Raw genomic sequence first — 22,049 nt, 5'->3', positions numbered from 1 at the left:
AACCAGAGCGTTACATAAATGAAAACGAATATCAAAAGGATAGACACGATGTCCGACGATCTAAAAACCGCTTTCTGGAACCGTCTCGACGATGTGCAGGCGGGTCTGCTCAGCGCAGGCAGCGCACGCGCTGTGCCGATGTCGCCCTACGCCGATCCCGATGCCAATGCGATCTGGTTCATAACGGCCAAGGATACCGATTTGGCAAAGGCCGCAGAATCAAGTGCCGAAGCTTCTTTCGCTGTCGCTGATTCCAAATCGAACCTGTACGCCACGGTCGATGGTCAGGTGACGCAGGTGGACGACAGCGACAAACTGGACGAGCTCTGGAACGCGGTCGCCGCTGCGTGGTTCGAAGACGGGCGCGAAGATGATGACATCCGCCTGATCCGCCTGACCCCGACCAAGGCCGAGGTTTGGGCCACCAGCGGTGCCGCGGGCTTCCTTTACGAAATCGCCAAGGCCCGGATGACCGACGGCACGCCCGATGCGGGTGAACATGGCACCGTCAGCTTTATCAACTAACGCGTTTCGGGTCTGACCTGAAACCCTGCTGTCTCTGATGGCAGCGCCACGATCCATAGACCGCAGGCAGGGACAGGCAGATTTGCCGCAGCTCCGCCTGCGGTCTTGCTGTGCTCTTGTCTTGCGCACGCAATATCGCAGCCATACGGTTTCCATACGCAATCCATACGGCTTCCAGCCCCATTTTTTCCGGAGATCGCCATGCGCCTGCCCAGTCTCGCCGCACTCACCTTGGCCATGTGCCTGCCCGTCACCGTCCACGCCGATGAGGTCGGAAAGATCGGCGTCGACTGGGTCGGCAACGACATCCTGATAGAGGCGATTGCCGATCCAGAGGTCGAAGGTGTGACCTGTCACATTGCCTATTTCGACCGCTCGGTGATCGACCGTCTGTCAAAGGGGAACTGGTTCGAAGACCCTTCCAACGCCTCCATTTCCTGCAGGCAGACCGGACCGATTTCCATCGGGGATATCGACCGCAGCGAGGATGGTGAGGACGTGTTCAGAACCTCCCGCTCCATCATCTTCAAGTCATTGAGGATAAAGCGGATCTTTGATAAAAAGAACCAGACGCTGATCTACCTTGCCCATGCGGCCGAACTGACCGACGGCTCGGCCAAGATGTCGATGTCCACGGTCCCGCTTTACAACTCCGGCGCGTCTGACTGATGGACGGCGCTGACCTCGGCCCGGATGATCCGCGCAATTTGCGCACAGTCATCCGGACTAAAGGTCAGCGGCAGCCGCATGTCGACCAGCCCGGCCAGGATACGGTCTGTTGCGGGCATCGCCTCACTTGGCGCATAGCGCCACGAATCGTATCGAGAGGTAAAAGCGACCGGTTCAGCTGCACCGAACCATTTCAGCTCGACCCCTCGTCCCGCGCAGCGCCTCAGCACCTCTTTGACCTTGGCCAGAGGCCAGTCAAGTAGCAGAAATTGCAGGGAACTTCCCACATAACGCTCGGCCTCTGGCCGTGTGGTCAGACGCAGACCGGGGGTGCCTTGCAGCCCCTGTTCGACCACAAGATACCGCGCGTTCCACCGCCCCACCTGCTCCGCCAGCAGGCGCAGCTGAGGCCGCAGGATGCTCGCCCTCAGATTGTCCATCCTGCCCGAGATATTGGGCGTGACATACTTCACCCTCTCAAACACCTCTGGCCCCGGCGCCGCACGATGCCGTTCATACAGCATATAGGATCCCGACAAGATCACCGACCTTGCGGCAACATTCTCGTCATCCGTGACCAGAAATCCACCCTCGCCGGAATTCACATGCTTGTAGGTCTGGCAGGAATAACAGCCCACAACGCCATGCCGCCCCGAGGGTAGACCGTTCCAGGCCGCGCCCATCGTATGCGCGCAATCCTCAATGACTGTCAGACCCGCCGCATCACAGATCGTCATCAGCCGGTCCATGTCGCAGATATGCCCGCGCATATGGCTCAGCAGCAGCACCTTGGCCTGCCCGAGCTTCGCCTCTAAATCCTTAAGATCAATGGTCAAATCCTCGGTGACACCGACAAACACTGGTACCGCCCCAACCGACGCGATCGCCCCCGGCACCGGCGCGAGCGTAAAGGCGTTCGACAAAACCTTGTCCCCCGACCCGACCCCAACAGCCCGCAAGGCGGTGGACATGGCATAGCCGCCCGACGCCACGGCAAGGCAGAACCGCGCCCCGGTCAGGTCGGCGAATTCCTCTTCCAGCAGTGCCGTGTGACTGACCTCACCCGGCGCGGTGTTGTAGCGGTGCAGCCGCCCATGGCGCAAAACCTCAAGTGCTGCCGCAATCCCCTCTTCTGGGATAGGCTCCTGCTGGGTGAAACTGCCGGTGAAGATCTCTGTCATGCGCAACCCTTCCTCATGGCGCGTACTGTGCCCCTGCCGCGGGCCCCGTCAATCCGGTCCGCAGCATTTTCGAAAAATCAACGCTTCGGTTCGACAATTGGACCGTTCCATATTGCACAGAACAGGAACCGGCAGCCTCGGCCCAGCGTTATCCTCACAACACCATGAACGGAGGAAATCATGTCCGAGACACAGACACTCACCCTGCCCGTGGCCCAGATGGCCCGGGACAATGAAAAGTTCCGCGACACCATCTGGACCGGCGACAAAACGCAGCTTGTCCTGATGTCCATCCCCGAAGGCGGCGAGATTGGCGGCGAAGTGCACAAAGGTCACGACCAGTTGCTGTGGTTCGTGACAGGCAGCGGCAAGGCCAAGATCGGAGAGACCGAATATGACATCAAGGAAGGCGACCTGAGCATTGTCCCCTCAGGCAAGTTCCACAATTTCAAGAACACCGGTTCGGGTCCGCTCAAGCTCTATACCACCTACGGCCCGCCCGAACACGCGCCGGGCACAGAACATGACACCAAGTCCGAAGCAGACGCAGACCCCGCCGAAGACTGATCCGAATATGCACAGGGCCGCCCCTAACGGGCGGCCCTTTTTCACGTCACAACACAGAATTTACACAACCAAAACGGGAATTCAGAGATCAAATTACCGAAAATATCTTAAAAACCCGATCCAGAACAACAAACGCAAAGAAAAAAGCACCCAAAGGCAATCTTTTTCAGGACATGACGGTTGACGCCCCCGCGCCCCCGCCATAATGTCCGCTCGCAACCAAGGGAGTCCCGACCGGTGATCATGCTAGTCGTAATTGTAGGAACCAAGCGCATGGGCCGGTAACGGACACCCAAAAGGTACCCCATGCGCCCCCGAACCCCACGGGGGCTTTTTTGTGCGCACAACTTGCCTACAGGATCCGCGACATCCCCAGGCAATGACCCAGATAGACGTCGTAAACGGAGCAAAGCGATGACACGTCAGATGACCGGAGCGAGAATGGTGATACAGGCCCTGAGGGATCAGGGTGTGGACACGGTATTCGGATACCCCGGTGGCGCTGTGCTACCCATTTACGATGAGCTCTTTCAGCAAAACGACATCCAGCACATCCTTGTCCGCCACGAACAGGCCGCCGTTCATGCAGCCGAGGGCTATGCCCGCTCGACCGGCAAACCCGGCGTCGTGCTTGTGACTTCTGGTCCCGGTGCGACAAATGCCGTCACTGGCCTCACGGATGCGCTGATGGATTCGATCCCGCTCGTGGTCCTCACCGGACAGGTCCCGACCTTTATGATTGGCTCTGATGCGTTTCAGGAGGCGGACACCGTCGGCATCACCCGCCCCTGCACGAAACACAACTGGCTGGTCAAGGACACGGCCAAGCTGTCTGCGACCATCCATCAGGCCTTTCATGTCGCCATGGCCGGGCGTCCCGGCCCGGTGCTGGTCGACATCCCCAAGGATGTCCAGTTTGCCTCAGCCGAGTATCAGCCCAAGCAGAAAGCGCCCACAGGCCACTATCAGCCGCAGGTCAAGGGTGACATGGAGATGATTACCACGCTGGTCGAGGCGATCGAAAACGCAGAACGCCCGGTGCTCTATACCGGTGGCGGCGTGATCAACTCGGGTCCCGGCGCATCAAAGCTGCTGCGCGAACTGGTCGAGGCGACAGGCTTTCCGATCACCTCCACGCTGATGGGCCTTGGTGCCTATCCCGCCTCAGGCAAGCACTGGCTTGGGATGCTGGGCATGCACGGGCTGTACGAGGCCAACCTCGCCATGCACGGCTGTGACCTCATGATCAACATCGGGGCGCGGTTTGATGACCGCATCACCGGCCGTCTTGACGCGTTCAGCCCCAAGTCGCGCAAGGCACATATCGACATCGATCCGTCGTCGATCAACAAGGTGATCCGTGTCGACATCCCGATCATCGGCGACATCGCCCATGTGCTCGAAGATGTGCTCAAAGTCTGGAAGGCACGTGGCAGCAAGGTCAACCGTGAGGGCCTGCAGAAATGGTGGGCGCGCATCACCGAATGGCAAAAGGTCGACTGCCTGAAGTTCAAACCGAACGATGGCGCGATTCGCCCCCAATATGCCCTGTCCCGGCTTGAAGCCCTGACCAAGGATCGCGACCGCTACATCACCACCGAGGTGGGCCAGCACCAGATGTGGGCGGCGCAATACCTCGGATTCGAGGATCCCAACCGCTGGATGACCTCTGGTGGTCTTGGGACAATGGGCTATGGCTTTCCCGCCTCCATCGGCGCACAGGTCGCCCACCCCGACGCGCTGGTGATCAACGTGGCTGGCGAAGCGTCCTGGCTGATGAACATGCAAGAGATGGGCACTGCGATGCAGTTCAACCTGCCGGTCAAGCAGTTTATCCTGAACAACGAACGCCTTGGCATGGTGCGCCAGTGGCAGGAATTGCTGCACGGGCAGCGCTATTCGCAAAGCTGGTCACAAAGCCTGCCCGACTTCGTGAAACTGGCCGAGGCCTTCGGTGCCAAAGGCATCCTGTGCAGCGATCCGGCGGATCTGGACGATGCGATCATGGAAATGCTCAATCATGACGGCCCGGTCATCTTTGATTGCCTCGTGGAAAAGCACGAAAACTGCTTCCCCATGATCCCGTCGGGCGAGCCGCACAACAAGATGCTGCTCGGTGAGGCCAAAACCAAGGATGCCATCGGATCGAAAGGTGCGGTGATGGTGTAACCATCACCCAAAAGTTTTCGTCAAAACTTTTGCCAAGACTTTTTGAAAAGTCTTGGCACCCCGCTCCAAAGACCGATCCAGCCAAAGGAACACGTCATGTCCGCTCTACAAATCAAAAAAGGCTCGACCAAGCATTCGGCCTACAATCTGCGCTCCACCTTTTCCGATGTTGAAGAAACCCACACCATTGCCGTTCTCGTCGAAAACGAACCCGGCGTCCTTGCCCGTGTCATCGGCCTGTTCTCGGGGCGCGGTTACAACATCGACAGCCTGACTGTGGCCGAAGTCGACCATCAGGGCCGCCTGAGCCGCATCACCATCGTCACCACCGGCACCCCTCAGGTGATTGAACAGATCAAGGCACAGCTGGGCCGCATCGTCCCGGTACACGAAGTCCATGACCTCACCGCAGAAGGTGGCTCGGTCGAGCGTGAACTGGCGCTTCTCAAGGTCTCCGGGACCAATGACAAGCGGGTCGAAGCACTGCGCCTTGCGGATATCTTCCGAGCCCAGGTGGTGGACAGCACGCTTGAAAGCTTTGTCTTCCAGATCACCGGCACGCCGGAAAAGGTCGATGCCTTTGCCGATCTCATGCGTCCGCTTGGGTTGAGTGAGATTGCCCGCACCGGCGTGGCCGCTCTGGCCAGAGGACTCTGAAACATCTCCGTTCCCTCACGCAGGACATTGGCTTTGAGTGCCATGGAATGTGAAAAAGAGACAATGACCCTTGGGCTTATAGATGGCAGCAACCCATAAGCCCAGGGAGTAACCCGTGAGGGCGTTCCAGTTCAGAAGACCTTATCGAAACAGCTATTTTAGGTTGTAGCGATACCGCTCCGAGCGGCCACCCCGAATCTTATGGCACCTCGCAGCGTCCCAAGACCAAGATCACACCGCCAGCTTGTGCGCCTTCAGATCACGCTTGAGCGGAATGACATTTGATCGCGGATCGCACCGCTCTTTTTCCACGACAGGTCCGCCCCGATGAGACAAACTCTGTGCGATCCCAACAAATTGCGACTGCCTGACAAGCTGAGGATTGTGTGCGAGACGCATGTCACTTTCCTCCTTCATGTCAAATTGGATCAGATCGCCCGCGTCCAGATACATGCCGTCCATCGCGCTCTGATCCTCGCTGGAATAGAACGCAAGCTTGCCGTGATCCTCACACCATATCACCGCTTTCTTTCCGATCGGATTGATCCAAAGAACGACCCCATACATGTGCGTACCGGACATATCTGAAACCCTTTCTTTGCATTTCTTTCACATTCGGGCAATTCGACACGTACGGACACGCTTATTGCAGCGTCTCCGGCTTGTAATTTGTATCTTTTGCAATAAAGATCGAAGCTAGTACGCATCAGATAGACGCTACTTGGCGTCATATTGTAAAATTTTTTGTAGCAACCCATTCTTTGGACTGACTCTACGGACCCAAAATACAACTAAAAGAAGAAACGCGTAATGACATCCGACCACCCGACCCGCGGCCAATCTCCCAGCCCCTCTGATCTGCGCAATATGTTTGGTGCCAATCTGCGCTCTCTTACGCGAAACGCCGTTTCGATATCCGCACTCTGCCGCGAGCTAGGAATCAACCGAACCCAGTTCAATCGCTACCTGGCGGGCGAAAGCTTTCCCCGTCCAGATGTGCTGCACCGCATCTGCAGTTTTTTTGATGTCGATGCCCGTATTCTGCTGGAACCGGTTGATCAGATTGATTCTGTGCGCAGGGATCTCCTGCACCATCCGGTTCTGGCAGACTTCATCGGCGCCGGAACGATCACTCTCGAAAAGGAACTCTTTCCATCAGGGTTCTACCGGTTCACCCGTCGCAGCTTCACGGACGAAGAACGGTTTGTGCAGGGGCTTGTCTACGTGTTCCGCAAAGATGAGTTTACCTTCATTCGCGGGTTCGAGGCAAAGGAGGCGATGCGCGCTCAGGGCCTGACCACAGACCCACGCACCCGCGAATTTCGCGGTTTTCTGTTGCCACAGGAAGGCGGCATTGCCGCCTTGGTCAGCCGTCGCAATTCGCTGACCACCTCGTTCAACTATCTCGCGCGGGTATCATCGTTCCAGAACAATTTCTGGGTTGGCTATACAGCGCGCACCGTACTTGAAAGCATGACGGGCCGCCGCGCCACCCGGCTGGTCTATGAATATCTCGGGTCGGACCGCAAGGCGGTGATGTCCGCTGCCCGCAGTGCAGGTTTCTGTACTGAAAACCAGCTCATTCCGTTCCACCGCACCCAACTTCGGGTTGGCGAACCTTTCAGCTGACCCCTTTCAGGGCAACGGCGGTATGGACCCCAGCATCTGCCGGGGTCCGTAGCCATCAATCGCGCTGTGCATCCGCGCGTGACTTGCCAGATACGTTCAACGCCAGCGTCGCCGCCATGAACGGGTCAAGATCCCCGTCCAGCACACCCTTGGTATCCGAAGTTTCGTGCTGCGTGCGCAGATCCTTGACCATCTGATAGGGCTGCAACACGTAAGACCGGATCTGGTTGCCCCAGCCCGCGTCCCCCTTGGCCTCGTGTGCCGCGTTGATATCGGCGTTCCGGCGGTCCAGTTCCATCTGATACAGACGCGATTTCAGCGCCTTCATGGCGATGTCGCGGTTCTGGTGCTGGGATTTTTCCGAACTGGTCACAACGATGCCCGTGGGATGGTGGGTGATGCGCACAGCCGAGTCGGTGGTGTTCACGTGCTGACCGCCCGCGCCCGACGACCGGTAGGTGTCGATACGGATATCATTCGCATTCACCTCGATCTCGATATTGTCATCCACCACAGGATAAACCCAGATCGAACTGAATGAGGTGTGCCGCTTAGCCGCCGAGTCATAGGGCGAAATGCGCACCAGCCGGTGCACGCCGGATTCGGACTTCAGCCAGCCATAGGCATTGGGGCCGGAAATCTTGTAGGCAGCGGATTTGATGCCCACCTCTTCGCCCGCACTTTCCGACTGCAATTCGACCTTGTAGCCCTTTTTCTCGGCCCAGCGGACATACATCCGCGCCAGCATGTTGGCCCAATCACAGCTCTCGGTGCCGCCGGCACCCGCGTTGATCTCGAGGAAGGTGTCGTTGAAATCCGCCTCGCCATCCAGCAGCGCCTCAAGCTCCTTGACCCGCGCCTTTTCTTCCAGCTTTTTCAGTGCGCCTTCAGCCTCGGCCACAACCTCGGCGTCGTCTTCCATCTCGCCCAGTTCGATGAGTTCGAGGTTGTCCGCGAGGTCCTGCTTGATCGAGGTATAGGTTTCGATCGCATCGACCAGCATCTGCCTGTCGCGCATCAGATTCTGCGCCGCCTCGGGATCATTCCAAAGGTTGGGATTCTCGACCATGGCGTTGAATTCTTCAAGCCGGTGTGGCGCGGTCTCCCAGTCCAGCCGCTGACGCAGCAGGTCGAGCGATTTCTCGATCTTGTCGACTGAGTTCTGGAGATCCGCGCGCATCTATGTATCCTGCCTGACTTTCCGTGATCTGCCTGATATCAAGGCTGTGAACGCATAACAAGGGATGCCCCATCACAGAAAGCGGCAGGAATGCATGAGATGCTTGAGAACCGGCTGAAAGACTGGTCTCTGCGCCTGCTGGCAGAGGCGAGCAGTGGCGCGACCGCTTCGGTTTACAAGGTCGCACAGCCCACAGGGAACATCGCCGCGCTGAAGATCTATCCTCGCGGACATGCCGGAAACGAAATCGGCGCAGCACCCTACTTGCGCGCTCTGGCAACCCGCGGGGTAAGCAAGGTCCTGGCCGTCGAAACTGATGCACTTCTGACGCAATGGCTGGACGGCCCGCCGCTTTCGGATCTCTCTGGAATGTCGTTAAGATCTGCAGATCAAAGGCTGGCATGGCTTGCGCTGGATCTCCTTGCCGCTCCCAGGCCCAAAGTCATTTTGCCACCTCTGTCCGACTGGCTCGCAGACGCACTGGACAGGCTGGCCCGGCTCGCGCCCTCAGACAACCGCAGTTGCCTTGTCGAAGTCGTGGGCCGCGGCCAAAGAGCCCTGGCTCACGCCCTCGACCAGCAACCACTTCACGGCGATCTGCATCATGGCAATATCGTCATCACCACCGCAGGACCAAAGGCGATCGACGCAAAGGGTGTGATTGGCCCAAAACCCTACGAACTGGCGAATGCACTGCGCCATCCCTCTGCCACCGCACCCGTTTGCGGGACTGCCCTGGCAGAGCGGCTGGCGTTTTTTGCAACCACCTTGGACATTCCGCCGACAGACCTTGCCTTCTGGACGGCCATCAAAACCGCATTGTCGATTGTCTGGCGCGGCACTCTGTCCTCAGCCGCGGACAGGCGCGACATGCAAAGGATGCGCGCCTGCCTTGAATTGTGCCCTTAGTACAGACCGCCTGAACTCATCGATCCAAAGCTGGCTTTTGGTCCGACAATCCCGGTTCCCCCAGACGAGGTGGTCACATTGCGTGACGTCCTGCCGTCCGGCTGAATGATGTCGAAATTGCCGCCCATGGCGAAACCGCCATCAAACTGGATGCCAAAGATCGGCAGTTCGCCCCGGCGGAAACATTCGGCCACGACATTGTCACCGCTGGCCCCATCAGGAAGCCGCGCGCCAGTAAAGCGGTCGATGTTGATGAACTGGCATTGCTCGGGCACGGTGAACTTGCCCCCGCCGTATTTGGCGATCGCTTTTTCCATGAACTGCTGAAACACCGGACCGCACATCGTGCCACCATAGGCATGCGCGCCCAGCGTTCGTGGCTGGTCAAAGCCGATATAGCACCCGGCCACGATGTTGCTGGAAAAGCCCACGAACCAGACGTCCTTGGCATCGTTGGTGGTTCCGGTCTTGCCCGCGATCGGCACCGGCAGGTTTATCACGCTGGACGCCGTGCCACGCTGCACAACGCCCTGCAGCATCGAGGTCAGCTGATAGGCGGTCACAGGGTCCATCACGCGTTCGCGGTTGGACACAATGCGCGGGCTGCTGTTGGGCGCGATATTGGGATCATCACAATTGACGCAATCGCGCTTGTCGTGGCGGTAGACAGTATTGCCATAGCGGTCTTGCACCCGGTCGATCAGCGTCGGCTCGACCCGCTCTCCGCCATTGGCAAACATCGCATAGGCTGCAACCATCTTGTAGATCGTGGTTTCCTCGGACCCCAGCGAATTGGCCAGCACTCTGCCCATGTGATCGTAGACGCCGAATTTTTCCGCATAGCGCGCAACCGTGTCCATCCCGACCTCCTGCGCCAGACGCACGGTCATCAGGTTGCGCGACTGTTCAATCCCGGTGCGCATCGGCGTCGGGCCGTAATAGGTGTTCGACGAGTTTTTGGGCCGCCAGACACCCTGCGGCGTATCGACCTCAATCGGTGCGTCGATGACGACCGTCGCGGGCGTATAGCCACTGTCCAGTGCAGCAGCATAGACAAACGGCTTAAAGCTTGAGCCCGGCTGACGATTGGCCTGGGTGGTGCGGTTGAACACCGAATGCTGATAGCTGAAACCACCCTGCATCGCGATCACCCGCCCGGTGTTCACATCCATAGCCATGAAGCCGCCTTCGACTTCGGGGATCTGGCGCAGCGTCCAGCGGATAAAGGATCCATCCGCATCCGATGTCATGCGCCGCACCAGCACCACATCGCCGACGGCAACCAGATCACCCGCCACCTTGGCGCGCGCCGCGAGCTTTCCGTCCTTCAGCCGTTTGCGGGCCCATTGGACATCCTTGGCCGCAATCCAATGACCGTCTTCATCCTCGTCCACACCCTCGATGCCGATACGGGCCTCGCTGGCTCCGACCTCAAGCACAACGGCGGGATACCAGGTGCCCTGCAGGTCAACATCGCGGGAAATCCGGACATTGGCCAGCGCCTCGCGCCAGGAGGCCTCTGATCCCAGCTGATCCTGCGGAATGGTCTTGCCCGACCCGCGCCAGACGCCTTGCGAGCGGTCATATTCCTCAAGCGCAGCGCGCAGCGCCTTTGCAGCCTCGACCTGCATCTCGGGGTCGAGCGTGGCGCGCACGGAATATCCGCCGGTAAAGAAATCTTCCTCGCCGCGCTCACGGCTCAACTCGCGGCGGATTTCATCGGTAAAGTAGTCGCGCGGCGGCAGGCTTTCCTGGAACGGCGCAAAATCGCCGTTCTGCACCGACCGCAACGGCTGGGCGACCTCACTCTCAAACACGTCATCTGTCAGATAGCCATTTTCATGCATCTCGCGCAGAACAAAGTTGCGGCGTTCCAGCAGACGTTCCTTGCGGCGCACGGGATGATAATCCGACGGCGCCTTGGGAAGAGAGGCGAGAAAGGCCGCCTCGTGCGGGGCAAGTTCCATCAGCGATTTGTTGAAGTACGTCTGAGCGGCAGCCGAAACACCATAGGAATTCTGGCCCAGAAAGATCTCGTTCAGATAAAGTTCAAGGATCTTTTCCTTGCTCATCGTTTCTTCGATCCGCGAGGCAAGGATGATTTCCTTGATCTTGCGTTCGGCCCGCCGGTCACCGCCCAACAGGAAGTTCTTCATCACCTGCTGAGTGATCGTCGATGCACCGCGCACATCGCGGCCCCGTGTGCGCACGGCTTCAAAGGCTGCAGCGGCGATGCCACGCACGTCATAACCCGAATGCTGATAGAAGTTCTTGTCCTCAGCACTTATAAAAGCTTGCTTGACCAGATCCGGAATCTCATTAGCCGGGGTAAAAAGGCGGCGTTCCTTGGCAAATTCGTCGATGATCTTGCCTTCAGTCGAGTAGATCCGGCTGATCGTGGGCGGGGTATACTGCGCCAGACTTTCATGGCTGGGAAGGTCGCGGCCATACATCCAGAAGACCGCGCCGATGGTCAGCGCAATCATCAGGGCGCCCAAGGTGATCAGGCTGAAAATCGTTCCAAAGAACGACAGGATGAATCGGGTCATGACGCGGCCCCCCTAGGCTTTGCGCGTTCCACTATACCGCATGGGGGGCGCCGTCAAAACACATCCTCGCGTGTGCGCGGCAGAGCGCTGGTGTGAATCTGCCCGTTACAGACCCTGCGTGTCGCACACACTACTCTCTGTCAGGCGGTCCTATTGTCTGCGCAACCCCGCCAGTGCCGCATCTTCCTGCACCCAGCTCTGCAAACCATCCCGGATCCCCGCCGACATTCTCTCCCTCCAGGCCGAATCCTGAAGGTTTCGCAATTCGCCCGCGGTCGACAAAAATCCCAGTTCAATCAGCACAGACGGGATATCCGCCGCCTTGAGCACGGAAAACCCGGCCTGCCGCAGCGGGCGCTTATGCACCTCGCCCAGATTACTGCGAATCCCGGCCAGCAGATCCGCTGCCAGGGCCCGACTGCGCGGCGCATTGTCCAGACGGGCAAGATCCATCAGCACCCGCGCAACCCGGTCATCCGACCCATTCAGATCGATCCCAGCGAGCAAATCATCGCGGTCATGCCGTTCGGCCAAAGCGGCAGAAGCCGCATCCGATGCCTTTTCCGCCAGCGTGTAAATCGCCGCTCCCCGCGCAATCCCTTCGTCAATGGAATCCGCATGCAGCGAGATAAAGACATCCGCACCCGCCGCATGCGCCAGCGCCACCCGCCCTTCGAGTGAGACGAAGGTATCGGCATCACGCGTCATCACCACCTCAAAGCCACCGGCGCGCAGCAGCACCTCGCGCAACTCTTGCGCAAAGGCCAGAACAAGTCCGGCTTCGTTGACACCATCCGCCTCGGCGCCCGGATCAATCCCGCCATGGCCCGGATCGATCATCACCACGACCGGCCCCGGCCCCTTCGGGGCGGCGCGTACTGCGGCGGCAGGGGGCAAATCCCAGCGCGGATCCTGCGGTGCACCGGCACTTGCATCAAAGGCGGCGCGATCCACGTTGCCCAGACTCAGGACAAGCTCAGCCGCGCCGCCCCCGTTCACGTTGTCCGTGTTCACGCTCAGCCCGGCCTTCTCTACCGCCATCGGCCTGTCCAGCACGGCCACCAGTCGCGACATGCCCAGGCGAAAGCCACCAAACCGCAGGGCGCTGATCCTGTCACCCCGGCGCAGGCTCTCTGGATCGGCACCCTGCCAATCCACCGCGCCGAAATCCACCACAATCCGGTCCGGCGCGGTCAGGGTAAAAACCCGCCAAGGCACGCCGTGGCTCAACTCCAGCCGCAGCTCGGCGCCGCCCCAGGTATCGCGCACCGAACCGCCCAGAAATTTTGTCGCCCCCGCCTGATCCTGCGCTTGCAAGCTGCCAGCGCAAAGCCCGATCCAGAGAGCAACCATGCCAAGCAAACACCGGACAGCCAGAAATCTGATCGGCACCCCTTCAGGCGGTCGTGCGTGATCTGCCGTCCACATGCTGCCTCTCTTTCCGAATAAGCAAAATTCCGACCTTGCTGCCAATAACCCTTTCTTGAGCGATCAGCCCCGCGCCACCATGAAGGCCGCAAGACGCTCCAATCCCTCGACAATATCCGCAGTGCTGCGCGCATAGGAAAATCGCAAGGTCCCACCCCCACGCACCGGATCGAAATCCAGCCCCGGCGTCACCGCGACCCCGGCCTTGTCCAGAATTTCGGCGGCAAAGGCGCGGCTGTCATCGGAGATATGGCTCACATCCGCATAGACGTAAAACGCGCCATCGGGTGGTGCGATCCGGTCAAACCCGGCCTTTGGCAGACCTTCCAGCATCAGACGGCGGTTCTCGGCATAGACGACCATATTGCCGGTCAGTTCCTCCCCCGCATCCATCGCCGCCAGCGCCGCCACCTGCGCCGCGTGGGGCGCGCAGATGAACATGTTCTGGGCCAGCCGCTCGAACTGGCGCACCTGCGCGGGCGGCACCACCAGCCAACCGACGCGCCAGCCCGTCATGCTGAAATACTTCGAGAACGAGTTGATCACGCAGACATCGTCGCTGATCTCAAGCGCAGTGACCGCGCGCCGTTCATATTCGATGCCGTGATAGATCTCGTCCGACAGAAACGCCGCCCCGCGCTCCTGACAGGCCCCGATCAGTGCACCAAGCGCATCCTTGTCCAGCATCGTGCCCGTGGGATTGGCGGGCGAGGCGACCATAAGCCCCTGATAATCCAGCCCGGCCAGATCAGACGGCACCGGCTGCAGGCGATTCTCTGCTGCGGTCTGCACCTCGACCGGGACCAGATCCAGCGCCTTCAGGATCTGGCGGTAGGACGGATAGCCCGGCGCCCCCAGTGCCACCCGCTCCCCCGCATCGAACAACGCGGTAAAGGCAAGGATAAAGCCCCCAGACGACCCCGGCGTGACCACAACCCGCGCCGGATCAAGGTCCACATTATACCATTCGCCATAAAGCTGCGCGATCCGCTGACGCAGCGCGGGCAACCCCAAAGCCACCGTATACCCCAGCGCGTCCGTCTCCATCGCCTTGGCCAGGGCCTCGCGCGCTGCAACGGGCGCCGGAGTGCCCGGCTGACCAACTTCCATGTGGATGATGTGACGCCCGGCATCCTCGGCGGCGCGGGCAGCCTCCATCACATCCATCACGATAAAGGGATCAACAGCCCCGCGGTTTGAGTTTCTCATCTCGCTCTCCCTAGATTACGTGTTAACCATCTTCGCGTAGACACAGGTCGGAATTCGTCCGGCGTACAGGCGGTTGGTCAGGGTCCGGTATACGGGCGGTTAGAAAACGAACAGGGCGCAGGGTCAATGTTGCAACTCCGATTTCTGGTTCTTGCCTTTGGGCTTGCGCTGATTGCGGGCAGCCCGGCACGGGCGATATCCCTGCTGCGGGATGCGGACATCGAATATGGCCTCACCCAGATTGCTGACCCGATCATCCGTGCCGCAGGCCTGTCCCCGGCACAGGTGCGCGTGCTGGTGGTGGATGACCCCTCACTGAACGCTTTCATCATCGACAGCCAGAACATCTTTATCAATTCCGGCATGATCCTGAAACTGACAAGTGCGCGCATGCTGCAGGCCGTGATCGCACATGAGGCCGCGCATATTGCCAATGGTCACATCAGCAGCCGTGCCGGAAACCTGCGCAACGCCAATACCGCTGTCGGGATCGGCATGGCTCTGGCAGCGGCAGCCGTGCTCTCGGGCCAAGGCGAAGCAGGGATGGGCATCGCCTTTGGTGCGCAATCCTCGATCATGCGCAACTACCTCGCGCATTCCCGCGCAGAAGAAGCCTCGGCCGATCAAAGCTCGGTCCGCACCATGGTGCGCGCTGGCGTTGACCCTCAAGGCGCGGTCGAGGTGTTCGACTTATTTCGGGGACAAGAGGCGCTGTCGGTTGGCCGTCAGGATCCTTACATGCTCAGCCACCCGCTGACCCGCGACCGGATGCGGGCAATGGAAGGCTTTGTCACAGCCTACGCAAAACCCCTGCCCGATGACCCGGAGGCTGCCTACTGGTTCGCCCGGGTGCAGGGCAAACTGTCGGCCTTTATCCGCAACCCGAAATGGACGCTGCGACGCACTTCTGAAAGCCCTACCCGTGACATCGCCCTTATGAGCGAGGCCGCCGCCTATCACCAGCAAAGCGACCTGCCCCGCGCGCTGAAGGCGATCGACAGCGCGATTGCCCTGCGCCCACGCGATCCCTTTCTGATCGATCTCAAGGCGGAAATCCTGCTGGAATCCCGCAAGGCCGGTCCGGCGGTCCAGAGCTATCGGCAGGCCGTCGCACTCGCTCCGAACAACGCCCTCATTCTCGGCGGCCTGGGCCGGGCACTGTTGGCGGCGGGCGAGTATCAAGAGGCGCTGACCGTGCTAGAGCAGGCCCGTGGCCGGGACTGGCGCGATGCGCGAATCCTGCGCGATCTCGCCGTGGCTTATGCCAAGACCGAACAGCCCGGCATGGCCTCGGTCGTGACGGCGGAACGCTATGCCCTGCAAGGCCGATTGGCAGATGCGGGGATTCATGCCAAACGCGCGGTGGATCAGCTGCCGCGCGGCTCTGCCCCGTGGCAACGGGCGCTGGATGTGCTAGATGCAGCCAAGCAGGCGCAACGGCGCTGACCCTAATTGTTTTCGGGAGACCTCTGATGATCAAGACCCTCACTGCCGCCGCCGCACTTGCCGTTGGCCTCTCCGCCCCGGCCTCGGCCTTTGACGTCTCGGCCATGTCAGACGCAGAGCGCGAAGCCTTCCGCGCAGAAGTCCGCGCTTATCTGCTCGACAATCCAGAGGTGATCTTCGAGGCCGTCGATGTCGCCGAAAAACGCAAGGCCGAGGCGGAGGCCGCAGGCGATGACCAGTTGCTGACGGACAACGCCACGCAGATTTTTGAGGACGGCTATTCCTGGGTCGGCGGCAATCCCGACGGGGATATCACCGTGGTCGAATTCATGGACTACCGCTGTGGCTATTGCCGCAAGGCACATGATGAAGTGGCCGAGCTGATCAGCTCGGATGGCAATATCAAGTTTATCGTCAAGGAGTTCCCGATCTTGGGCGAAGCCTCGATGATCTCGACACGCTTTGCCCTGGCCGTGCGCCTTGTTGCAGGGGATGAGGCTTACAAATCCGCCTATGACACTCTGATCACCATGACCTCGGACATGAGTGAACCGGTGCTGCGCCGTCTGGCCGACACGCTGGGACTGGATGCTGATGCAGTTCTCGCCAGGATGGACGATCCCGAGATCGAGCGTCAGATCAGCGAAACCCGTGCGCTTGCGCAGAATCTGAAAATCAACGGCACCCCCACCTTCGTCATGGGAACCGAACTTGTGCGCGGCTACGTTCCGCTGGACACGATGGAGCAGATCGTCGCCAAGGAACGTTCCGAGGGCTGAGACCCTGTCAGCCATCTGACATTTTGCAACGCCAGCAAGGGCACTCGGGAACCTATACCCCACCCCTTGCATTCGCTCAGAAGAGCAAGATAAGGCAGCGCCAAAGCGGCGCTGCCTTATCTTGTGCGCCCAGACCAAACCTCATCATAGACCTGACTTGCTCCGGAGAGACCATGAACCTCAAGATCGACGTGACGCTGGACTATGCCCTCTTCGGTCCAACCGATTGCCTGGCACAGATCTACGCCGCAGACATGCCTGACCAGACCCTGGTCTCCGGCTTACTGACCACACAGACCCGCACCCCTCGCACCACCCCAGCTGAAGAGGATATCGGCGAACGGCTCTGGGTGCAGGAGACCAGCGCACTGACCTGGCACTATGCCGCAGAGATCAAGATCAAGCGCAAGACCGAAAATATCGCGGAACTGAAAGCTGACCTTCCCCATGACCTGCCTCCTGAGGTGGTCAAATACCTGTTTCCGTCGCGCTACTGCCCATCAGACAAGTTCCTTGCCTTTGTGAATGCTGAATTCGGCACGCTGCAGGGGGGCGCCAAACTGGCCGCGATGAACACCTTTGTGAACACCTTCTTCGCCTATGTTCCGGGGACCTCGGACGCGGAAACTTCGGCGCTGGAAACATTTGTGCTGCGTCAGGGAGTTTGTCGCGATTTCGCGCATATGCTCATCACGCTGGCGCGCGCTGGAACGATCCCGGCGCGCATCGTAAGCGTCTACGCGCTGGGTGTGGAACCTCAGGATTTTCACGCAGTGGTCGAGGTCTGGCTGGAAGGGGCCTGGCATCTGGTGGACCCGACCGGCATGGCCAAACCAGAGGATATGGCGCGGATCTGCGTCGGACGTGATGCCACGGATATCGCGTTTCTGACAACCTATGGTCGAACCGAACTGCGCCGTCAGAATGTCATGGTGACAGCGGCGTGATCTGAGAAGGCAGAAACGAGGGGCTGTCTGCCCCTCGCGCTCCCCGAGGATATTTCTAGGCAGATGAAGACGCTATTCTGCGGCTTGGCTTTCGGCCGCCGCCTGTGCTTCAAGACTCGCGGCCTTCTTCTCGACCTCTTCGACGATGTGATCAACCATCTGTTCGTTGGACATCTTGTGGCTTTGCTTTCCGGCCAGATAGACCATACCGGCCCCATTACCGCCGCCGGTGAAACCGACATCGGTCATCAGCGCCTCTCCGGGGCCGTTCACCACACAGCCGATGATCGACAGGCTCATCGGAGTCTTGATGTGTTCAAGCCGTTGTTCTAGGGCTTCGACCGTCTTGATCACATCAAAACCTTGACGCGCGCAGCTTGGGCAAGAAATGATATTCACGCCTCGGTGGCGCAAGCCAAGGGACTTCAGAATCTCGAATCCGACCTTGACCTCTTCCACCGGATCAGCGGACAGGCTGACGCGGATCGTGTCACCGATGCCCATCCACAAAAGATTGCCTAGGCCGATGGCGGATTTGATCGTTCCAGAGGTCAGCCCACCAGCCTCGGTGATGCCAAGATGGATGGGCGCATCTGTCGCCTCTGACAGCTGCTGATAGGCGGCAGCGGCCATGAAGACATCCGATGCCTTGCAGCTGATCTTGAATTCGTGGAAATCGTTATCCTGCAGGATACGGATGTGTTCCAGACCGCTTTCGACCATCGCATCCGGGCAAGGTTCACCGTATTTTTCCAGAAGATGTTTTTCCAAGCTACCAGCGTTGACGCCGATGCGCATGGAACAGCCGTGATCGCGTGCGGCTTGGATGACGTCGCGCACTCGCTCCTTGCTGCCGATATTTCCCGGATTGATACGCAGACAGGCCGCGCCAGCCTCAGCCGCCTCGATCCCACGTTTATAGTGGAAATGGATATCGGCAACGATCGGCACCGGACTTTCGCGCACGATTTCCTTGAGCGCCTTGGCCGAAGCCTGATCCGGCACAGAGATCCGTACGATATCTGCACCGGCCTCTGCAGAACGCAGAACCTGCGCGATGGTGGCCTTGATATCTGTGGTGAGCGTATTTGTCATGGTCTGTACCGTGATCGGCGCATCCCCCCCGACCGGTACGTTGCCCACCATGATCTGGCGTGATTTGCGGCGATAGATGTTGCGCCACGGACGGATGTGGTTGAGGCTCATCGAAGGCTCCCTCGCCTGCATGAAACTTGTGGGGTCAGATGTTGACCCCGTCCCTATAGCTAGCGTTGGAAGGCGTCGTTATCAACCTTCGACACAGGATATGATCACTCTGACACGGGCGCGTTCAGCTGTGCCACGACACGGGCAAGGTCACGATCTGAATCGATCGTTGCAACGCTGTAAGAGGCCGTGAGCTGATCCGCCGCCAGGGCCAAGGTCTTCACCAGACCATCGCCCCCTGCAGGGCCATAGGTCTGTCCCTTTATCGCGAAGTATACCGCGCCAGCCTCACCGACACGCACTGTTGCCGCGTCCTGAGTCTGTGGCACAGGATAGGTGTCGCCGGCATTCATGATGCCCTCAAAGATCACGCTTCCATCCGGGGCCCGCACGCGCACCCAGGCCGGACGCACCGCGATCATGGTAACACCCGGAGCCGAAGCTTCGAGCACCTGTGGCGAAGCGGGCGGCTCCAATGCCTGTGCCAAGGCGGTTTCGATCGCGCCCGCAGCATCCGGTGCGGCGGTCTGAACCTTCTCGAGATCAGAGGTCGCGGCACTTGCAAACGCACCGACGCTGCGGGGATCAAGCGTCGAGATCGGGGCATCACGCGCCACGAGCACCGGCACATCCAGCGCTTGCGGACGATAGAGGCGATCCATCGCCTCATTGCTCGGAGGACTGAACACCCCGGCCGCGTCAGCAACTTCGATGGACGTGGCAGAAGTTGCTGTATCCAGCGGATCCAGATCAGACAGAACGATCGGAGTCTGTTCGATCGGCGCAAGCTGTACGCGCTGAACTTCCTTCAACACGGACCAGCCACCAAAGCCGATGCCGCCAATCAACAGCAGCAAAACCAAAGTCGAGCCGACTGCACCTGGTTCGATGCGCGATAAAAAAGAATCACCGCCCGGCGTAAAAGGCATCGACGGATGCGAGAAGGGATCGCGCGCAGGCAGTCTGCTCACCTGGGCGATGTCATCGCGTTTTTTGAGGACACTCGCCTTTTCGGACATGCCATGTGCGGTCGCAAAGCCGCTTTCCGCGCAAAAGAGGCTGAAAGTTTCGTCCGGATCCATGTCCAGATACCGCGCATAGGAACGCACATATCCTGCGATGAACCCTGGGGTATCAAAAGCGGTTGGGTCACAGTTTTCAATCGCAGCAATGTAACTGGCTTTGATACGCAGTTCCCGCTGCACATCAAGCAGGCTTTTACCCATGGTGGCGCGTTCGCCACGCATTACGTCACCAAGACGCAGAACAAAGTCGTCAAAGCTGCGTGGCTTTGACTCCTCTTCAACTGCCATGCGCGATTGTTTGCGCCCGATCATTCCGACTGCCCTATTTCCACCATCACACGTCCCGTGCCTGCCAGTGCGACAAATTAAGATACGATTCGTGTCGTATTCTTATCCACAGAAAGTTAACACATATTAAACACAATTATACGGCAGTTGGCATCACGCACTCAATTCGGCGCGATTTAGCGCACAATGCGACCACAAGGCGTCCATGGCGCGCACAAGCTTGTCCATCTCGGCAGGGCCATGCACCGGTGATGGGGTAAAACGCAGGCGTTCCGTCCCGCGGGGAACCGTAGGAAAATTGATGGGCTGGACGTAGATACCATAGCTGTCGAGAAGCATGTCGCTCAGAATCTTGGTGTGTTTGGGGTCCCCCACGATCACTGGCACGATGTGGCTGCCGTGATCTATCAGCGGCAAACCCATGGCTTTAAGACGTGTTTTCAGGATCTTGGCCTGAGTTTGATGCTTTTCACGCAGCGCAGTGTCGCGCTTGAGATGCGCAACGCTCGCGGCGGCGGCGGCGGCGATGGCAGGCGGCAGGGAGCTGCTGAAGATGAACCCTGGCGCATAGGAGCGCACCGCATCACACATCTTGTAGCTTGCGGCGATATAGCCCCCGACGACCCCAAAGGCCTTTGCAAGTGTGCCATTGATGATGTCGAGACGGTGCATCAGTCGGTCCCGCTCTGCCACACCGGCCCCGCGCGGGCCATACATGCCAACGGCGTGGACTTCATCCAGATAGGTCAGCGCGTTAAATTCGTCTGCAAGATCGCAGATTGCTTTGATCGGACCGAAATCCCCATCCATCGAATAGATCGATTCGAAAGCGATCAGCTTGGGCGCGGCAGGATCATCTGCGGCCATCAGTTCGCGCAAATGCTTAACGTCGTTATGGCGAAAGATCCGCTTGGCCCCGCCGTTTCGGCGCACACCTTCGATCATGCTGGCGTGGTTCAGCGCGTCGGAATAGATGATCAGCCCCGGAAACAGCTTGGGCAGGGTGGACAGCGTCGCATCGTTGGCCACATAGGCCGAATTGAACAGCAGCGCCGCTTCTTTGCCGTGCAGATCCGCCAGCTCGGCTTCAAGACGCTTGTGATAGGTCGTGGTGCCGCTGATGTTGCGTGTGCCTCCCGATCCGGCGCCGGTTGCATCAATGGCATCGTGCATGGCTTTCAGCACCACGGGATGCTGGCCCATGCCCAGATAGTCGTTGCCGCACCAGACGGTGATCGCCGCGTGTGATCCGTCGGGTTTGCGCCAGGTCGCATGCGGAAAATGGCCCTGCTTGCGCTCGATATCGATAAACGTACGGTAACGGCCTTCCTGATGCAGTTGGTCCAGCGCTTGATCAAGTTTCGCGGTGTAATCCACCAGGCAGCTCCTTAGGCTTGGCCCGCCCAGAGAGTCCTACCCCCTGCATCGGACCTGTATTCAGCTTCGTGAATGGATATAGTCTCCATCCGCTCATGACAACCGCCCTACCTGATGACCTGGTGTCGCAGCCTTGATCTGAGTCAAAGCTCTGGCAGTTGGAGGACAGGAATATCGGCCTTTGACACCCGATGCCACAAGACCAAAGTGGGCATGCAGCGTGCTCTTTACCTAAAATTGGCTCGGATCAACCCCCAAGACTTTGGTTCCGAATGGTTTTCACAATAGCGTCATCACACGGACCTCTGA

19 protein-coding genes are annotated in these 22,049 nt (G+C 59.3%); 10 read left to right on the top strand and 9 right to left on the bottom strand.

All coding sequences use genetic code 11. The features are described from left to right. Positions 1–48 precede the first annotated feature (48 nt). Together P775_RS08290 and P775_RS08285 are read left to right on the top strand one after the other, a co-directional pair. Positions 49–525, top strand: coding sequence for a pyridoxamine 5'-phosphate oxidase family protein (locus P775_RS08290; RefSeq protein ID WP_099910540.1), 477 nt, complete (start codon positions 49–51; stop codon positions 523–525). 201 nt (positions 526–726) lie between these two features. After that, positions 727–1,194: a CreA family protein gene (locus P775_RS08285; RefSeq protein ID WP_180287375.1), complete on the top strand. Its 468-nt coding sequence runs from the start codon at positions 727–729 to the stop codon at positions 1,192–1,194. Here P775_RS08285 and P775_RS08280 read toward each other — a convergent pair. Continuing rightward, a complete protein-coding gene (locus P775_RS08280; RefSeq protein ID WP_099910539.1) occupies positions 1,170–2,375 on the bottom strand; it encodes a DegT/DnrJ/EryC1/StrS family aminotransferase in 1,206 nt (401 codons plus the stop codon). The two genes, P775_RS08285 and P775_RS08280, sit on opposite strands and share 25 nt — an antisense overlap. 180 nt (positions 2,376–2,555) lie before the next feature. Between P775_RS08280 and P775_RS08275 the strand changes: the two genes are divergently transcribed. From P775_RS08275 to ilvN, 3 genes are all read left to right on the top strand, one after another. After that, positions 2,556–2,942 (top strand): cupin domain-containing protein, encoded by a 387-nt coding sequence (locus P775_RS08275; RefSeq protein WP_099910538.1) that lies wholly within the window; start codon positions 2,556–2,558, stop codon positions 2,940–2,942. Positions 2,943–3,356: 414 nt separating this feature from the next. Next, positions 3,357–5,111, top strand: a complete 1,755-nt coding sequence (locus P775_RS08270) for an acetolactate synthase 3 large subunit (RefSeq protein ID WP_099910537.1) — start codon at positions 3,357–3,359, stop codon at positions 5,109–5,111. Between the two features lie 96 nt (positions 5,112–5,207). Then, positions 5,208–5,768, top strand: a complete 561-nt coding sequence (ilvN, locus tag P775_RS08265) for an acetolactate synthase small subunit (protein WP_099910536.1) — start codon at positions 5,208–5,210, stop codon at positions 5,766–5,768. Positions 5,769–5,999: 231 nt separating this feature from the next. On the opposite strand, the gene P775_RS08260 is transcribed toward ilvN, so the two are convergent. Then, positions 6,000–6,350 (bottom strand): hypothetical protein, encoded by a 351-nt coding sequence (locus P775_RS08260; RefSeq protein WP_099910535.1) that lies wholly within the window; start codon positions 6,348–6,350, stop codon positions 6,000–6,002. 228 nt (positions 6,351–6,578) lie between these two features. Here P775_RS08260 and P775_RS08255 point away from each other — a divergent pair, with 228 nt between their 5' ends. Then, positions 6,579–7,397, top strand: coding sequence for a helix-turn-helix domain-containing protein (locus tag P775_RS08255; protein ID WP_245875609.1), 819 nt, complete (start codon positions 6,579–6,581; stop codon positions 7,395–7,397). A gap of 55 nt (positions 7,398–7,452) precedes the next feature. Here P775_RS08255 and prfB read toward each other — a convergent pair whose 3' ends face one another. Further along, positions 7,453–8,577, bottom strand: coding sequence for a peptide chain release factor 2 (prfB, locus tag P775_RS08250; protein WP_099910534.1), 1,125 nt, complete (start codon positions 8,575–8,577; stop codon positions 7,453–7,455). 99 nt (positions 8,578–8,676) lie between these two features. Between prfB and P775_RS08245 the strand changes: the two genes are divergently transcribed. Beyond that, positions 8,677–9,486 (top strand): aminoglycoside phosphotransferase family protein, encoded by an 810-nt coding sequence (locus P775_RS08245; protein ID WP_180287374.1) that lies wholly within the window; start codon positions 8,677–8,679, stop codon positions 9,484–9,486. On the opposite strand, the gene P775_RS08240 is transcribed toward P775_RS08245, so the two are convergent. From P775_RS08240 to P775_RS08230, 3 genes are all read right to left on the bottom strand, one after another. Continuing rightward, entirely contained in the window at positions 9,483–12,035 is a 2,553-nt protein-coding gene (locus P775_RS08240) for a penicillin-binding protein 1A (RefSeq protein WP_099910532.1), read from the bottom strand. The genes P775_RS08245 and P775_RS08240 overlap by 4 nt on opposite strands. A gap of 150 nt (positions 12,036–12,185) precedes the next feature. Next, complete coding sequence (locus P775_RS08235; RefSeq protein WP_099910660.1) at positions 12,186–13,388, bottom strand: N-acetylmuramoyl-L-alanine amidase; 1,203 nt, start codon at positions 13,386–13,388, stop codon at positions 12,186–12,188. Positions 13,389–13,526: 138 nt separating this feature from the next. Next, complete coding sequence (locus P775_RS08230) at positions 13,527–14,672, bottom strand: pyridoxal phosphate-dependent aminotransferase (RefSeq protein WP_099910531.1); 1,146 nt, start codon at positions 14,670–14,672, stop codon at positions 13,527–13,529. Positions 14,673–14,798: 126 nt separating this feature from the next. On the opposite strand from P775_RS08230, the gene P775_RS08225 reads away from it, so the two are divergent. The 3 genes from P775_RS08225 to P775_RS08215 all read left to right on the top strand — a co-directional run bounded on the left by P775_RS08225 (position 14,799) and on the right by P775_RS08215 (position 17,844). Next, the gene (locus P775_RS08225; RefSeq protein WP_099910530.1) at positions 14,799–16,118 is read left to right on the top strand and encodes a M48 family metalloprotease; all 1,320 of its coding nucleotides are present in this window, start codon (positions 14,799–14,801) and stop codon (positions 16,116–16,118) included. A gap of 26 nt (positions 16,119–16,144) precedes the next feature. Further along, positions 16,145–16,897: a DsbA family protein gene (locus P775_RS08220; RefSeq protein ID WP_099910529.1), complete on the top strand. Its 753-nt coding sequence runs from the start codon at positions 16,145–16,147 to the stop codon at positions 16,895–16,897. A 173-nt stretch (positions 16,898–17,070) separates the two neighbouring features. Beyond that, positions 17,071–17,844 carry a transglutaminase-like domain-containing protein gene (locus tag P775_RS08215; RefSeq protein WP_099910528.1) on the top strand — a complete coding sequence of 258 codons (774 nt, stop codon included), beginning with the start codon at positions 17,071–17,073 and terminating at the stop codon, positions 17,842–17,844. A gap of 72 nt (positions 17,845–17,916) precedes the next feature. Here the strand turns inward: P775_RS08215 and ispG are convergent, their stop codons facing one another. The 3 genes from ispG to hemA all read right to left on the bottom strand — a co-directional run bounded on the left by ispG (position 17,917) and on the right by hemA (position 21,740). Next, entirely contained in the window at positions 17,917–19,050 is a 1,134-nt protein-coding gene (ispG, locus tag P775_RS08210) for a flavodoxin-dependent (E)-4-hydroxy-3-methylbut-2-enyl-diphosphate synthase (RefSeq protein WP_099910527.1), read from the bottom strand. Positions 19,051–19,154: 104 nt separating this feature from the next. After that, positions 19,155–20,363 carry a helix-turn-helix domain-containing protein gene (locus P775_RS08205; RefSeq protein ID WP_425439895.1) on the bottom strand — a complete coding sequence of 403 codons (1,209 nt, stop codon included), beginning with the start codon at positions 20,361–20,363 and terminating at the stop codon, positions 19,155–19,157. Between the two features lie 153 nt (positions 20,364–20,516). Further along, on the bottom strand, positions 20,517–21,740 hold the full coding sequence (gene hemA, locus P775_RS08200) for a 5-aminolevulinate synthase (protein WP_099910525.1): 1,224 nt from the start codon (positions 21,738–21,740) through the stop codon (positions 20,517–20,519). Positions 21,741–22,049: the final 309 nt, after the last annotated feature.

Origin of the sequence: Puniceibacterium antarcticum (assembly GCF_002760615.1) — a bacterium.
In the GTDB taxonomy this organism is placed as follows: Bacteria; Pseudomonadota; Alphaproteobacteria; order Rhodobacterales; family Rhodobacteraceae; genus Puniceibacterium; species Puniceibacterium antarcticum.
This window is presented reverse-complemented; position numbering and strand designations above follow the sequence as displayed.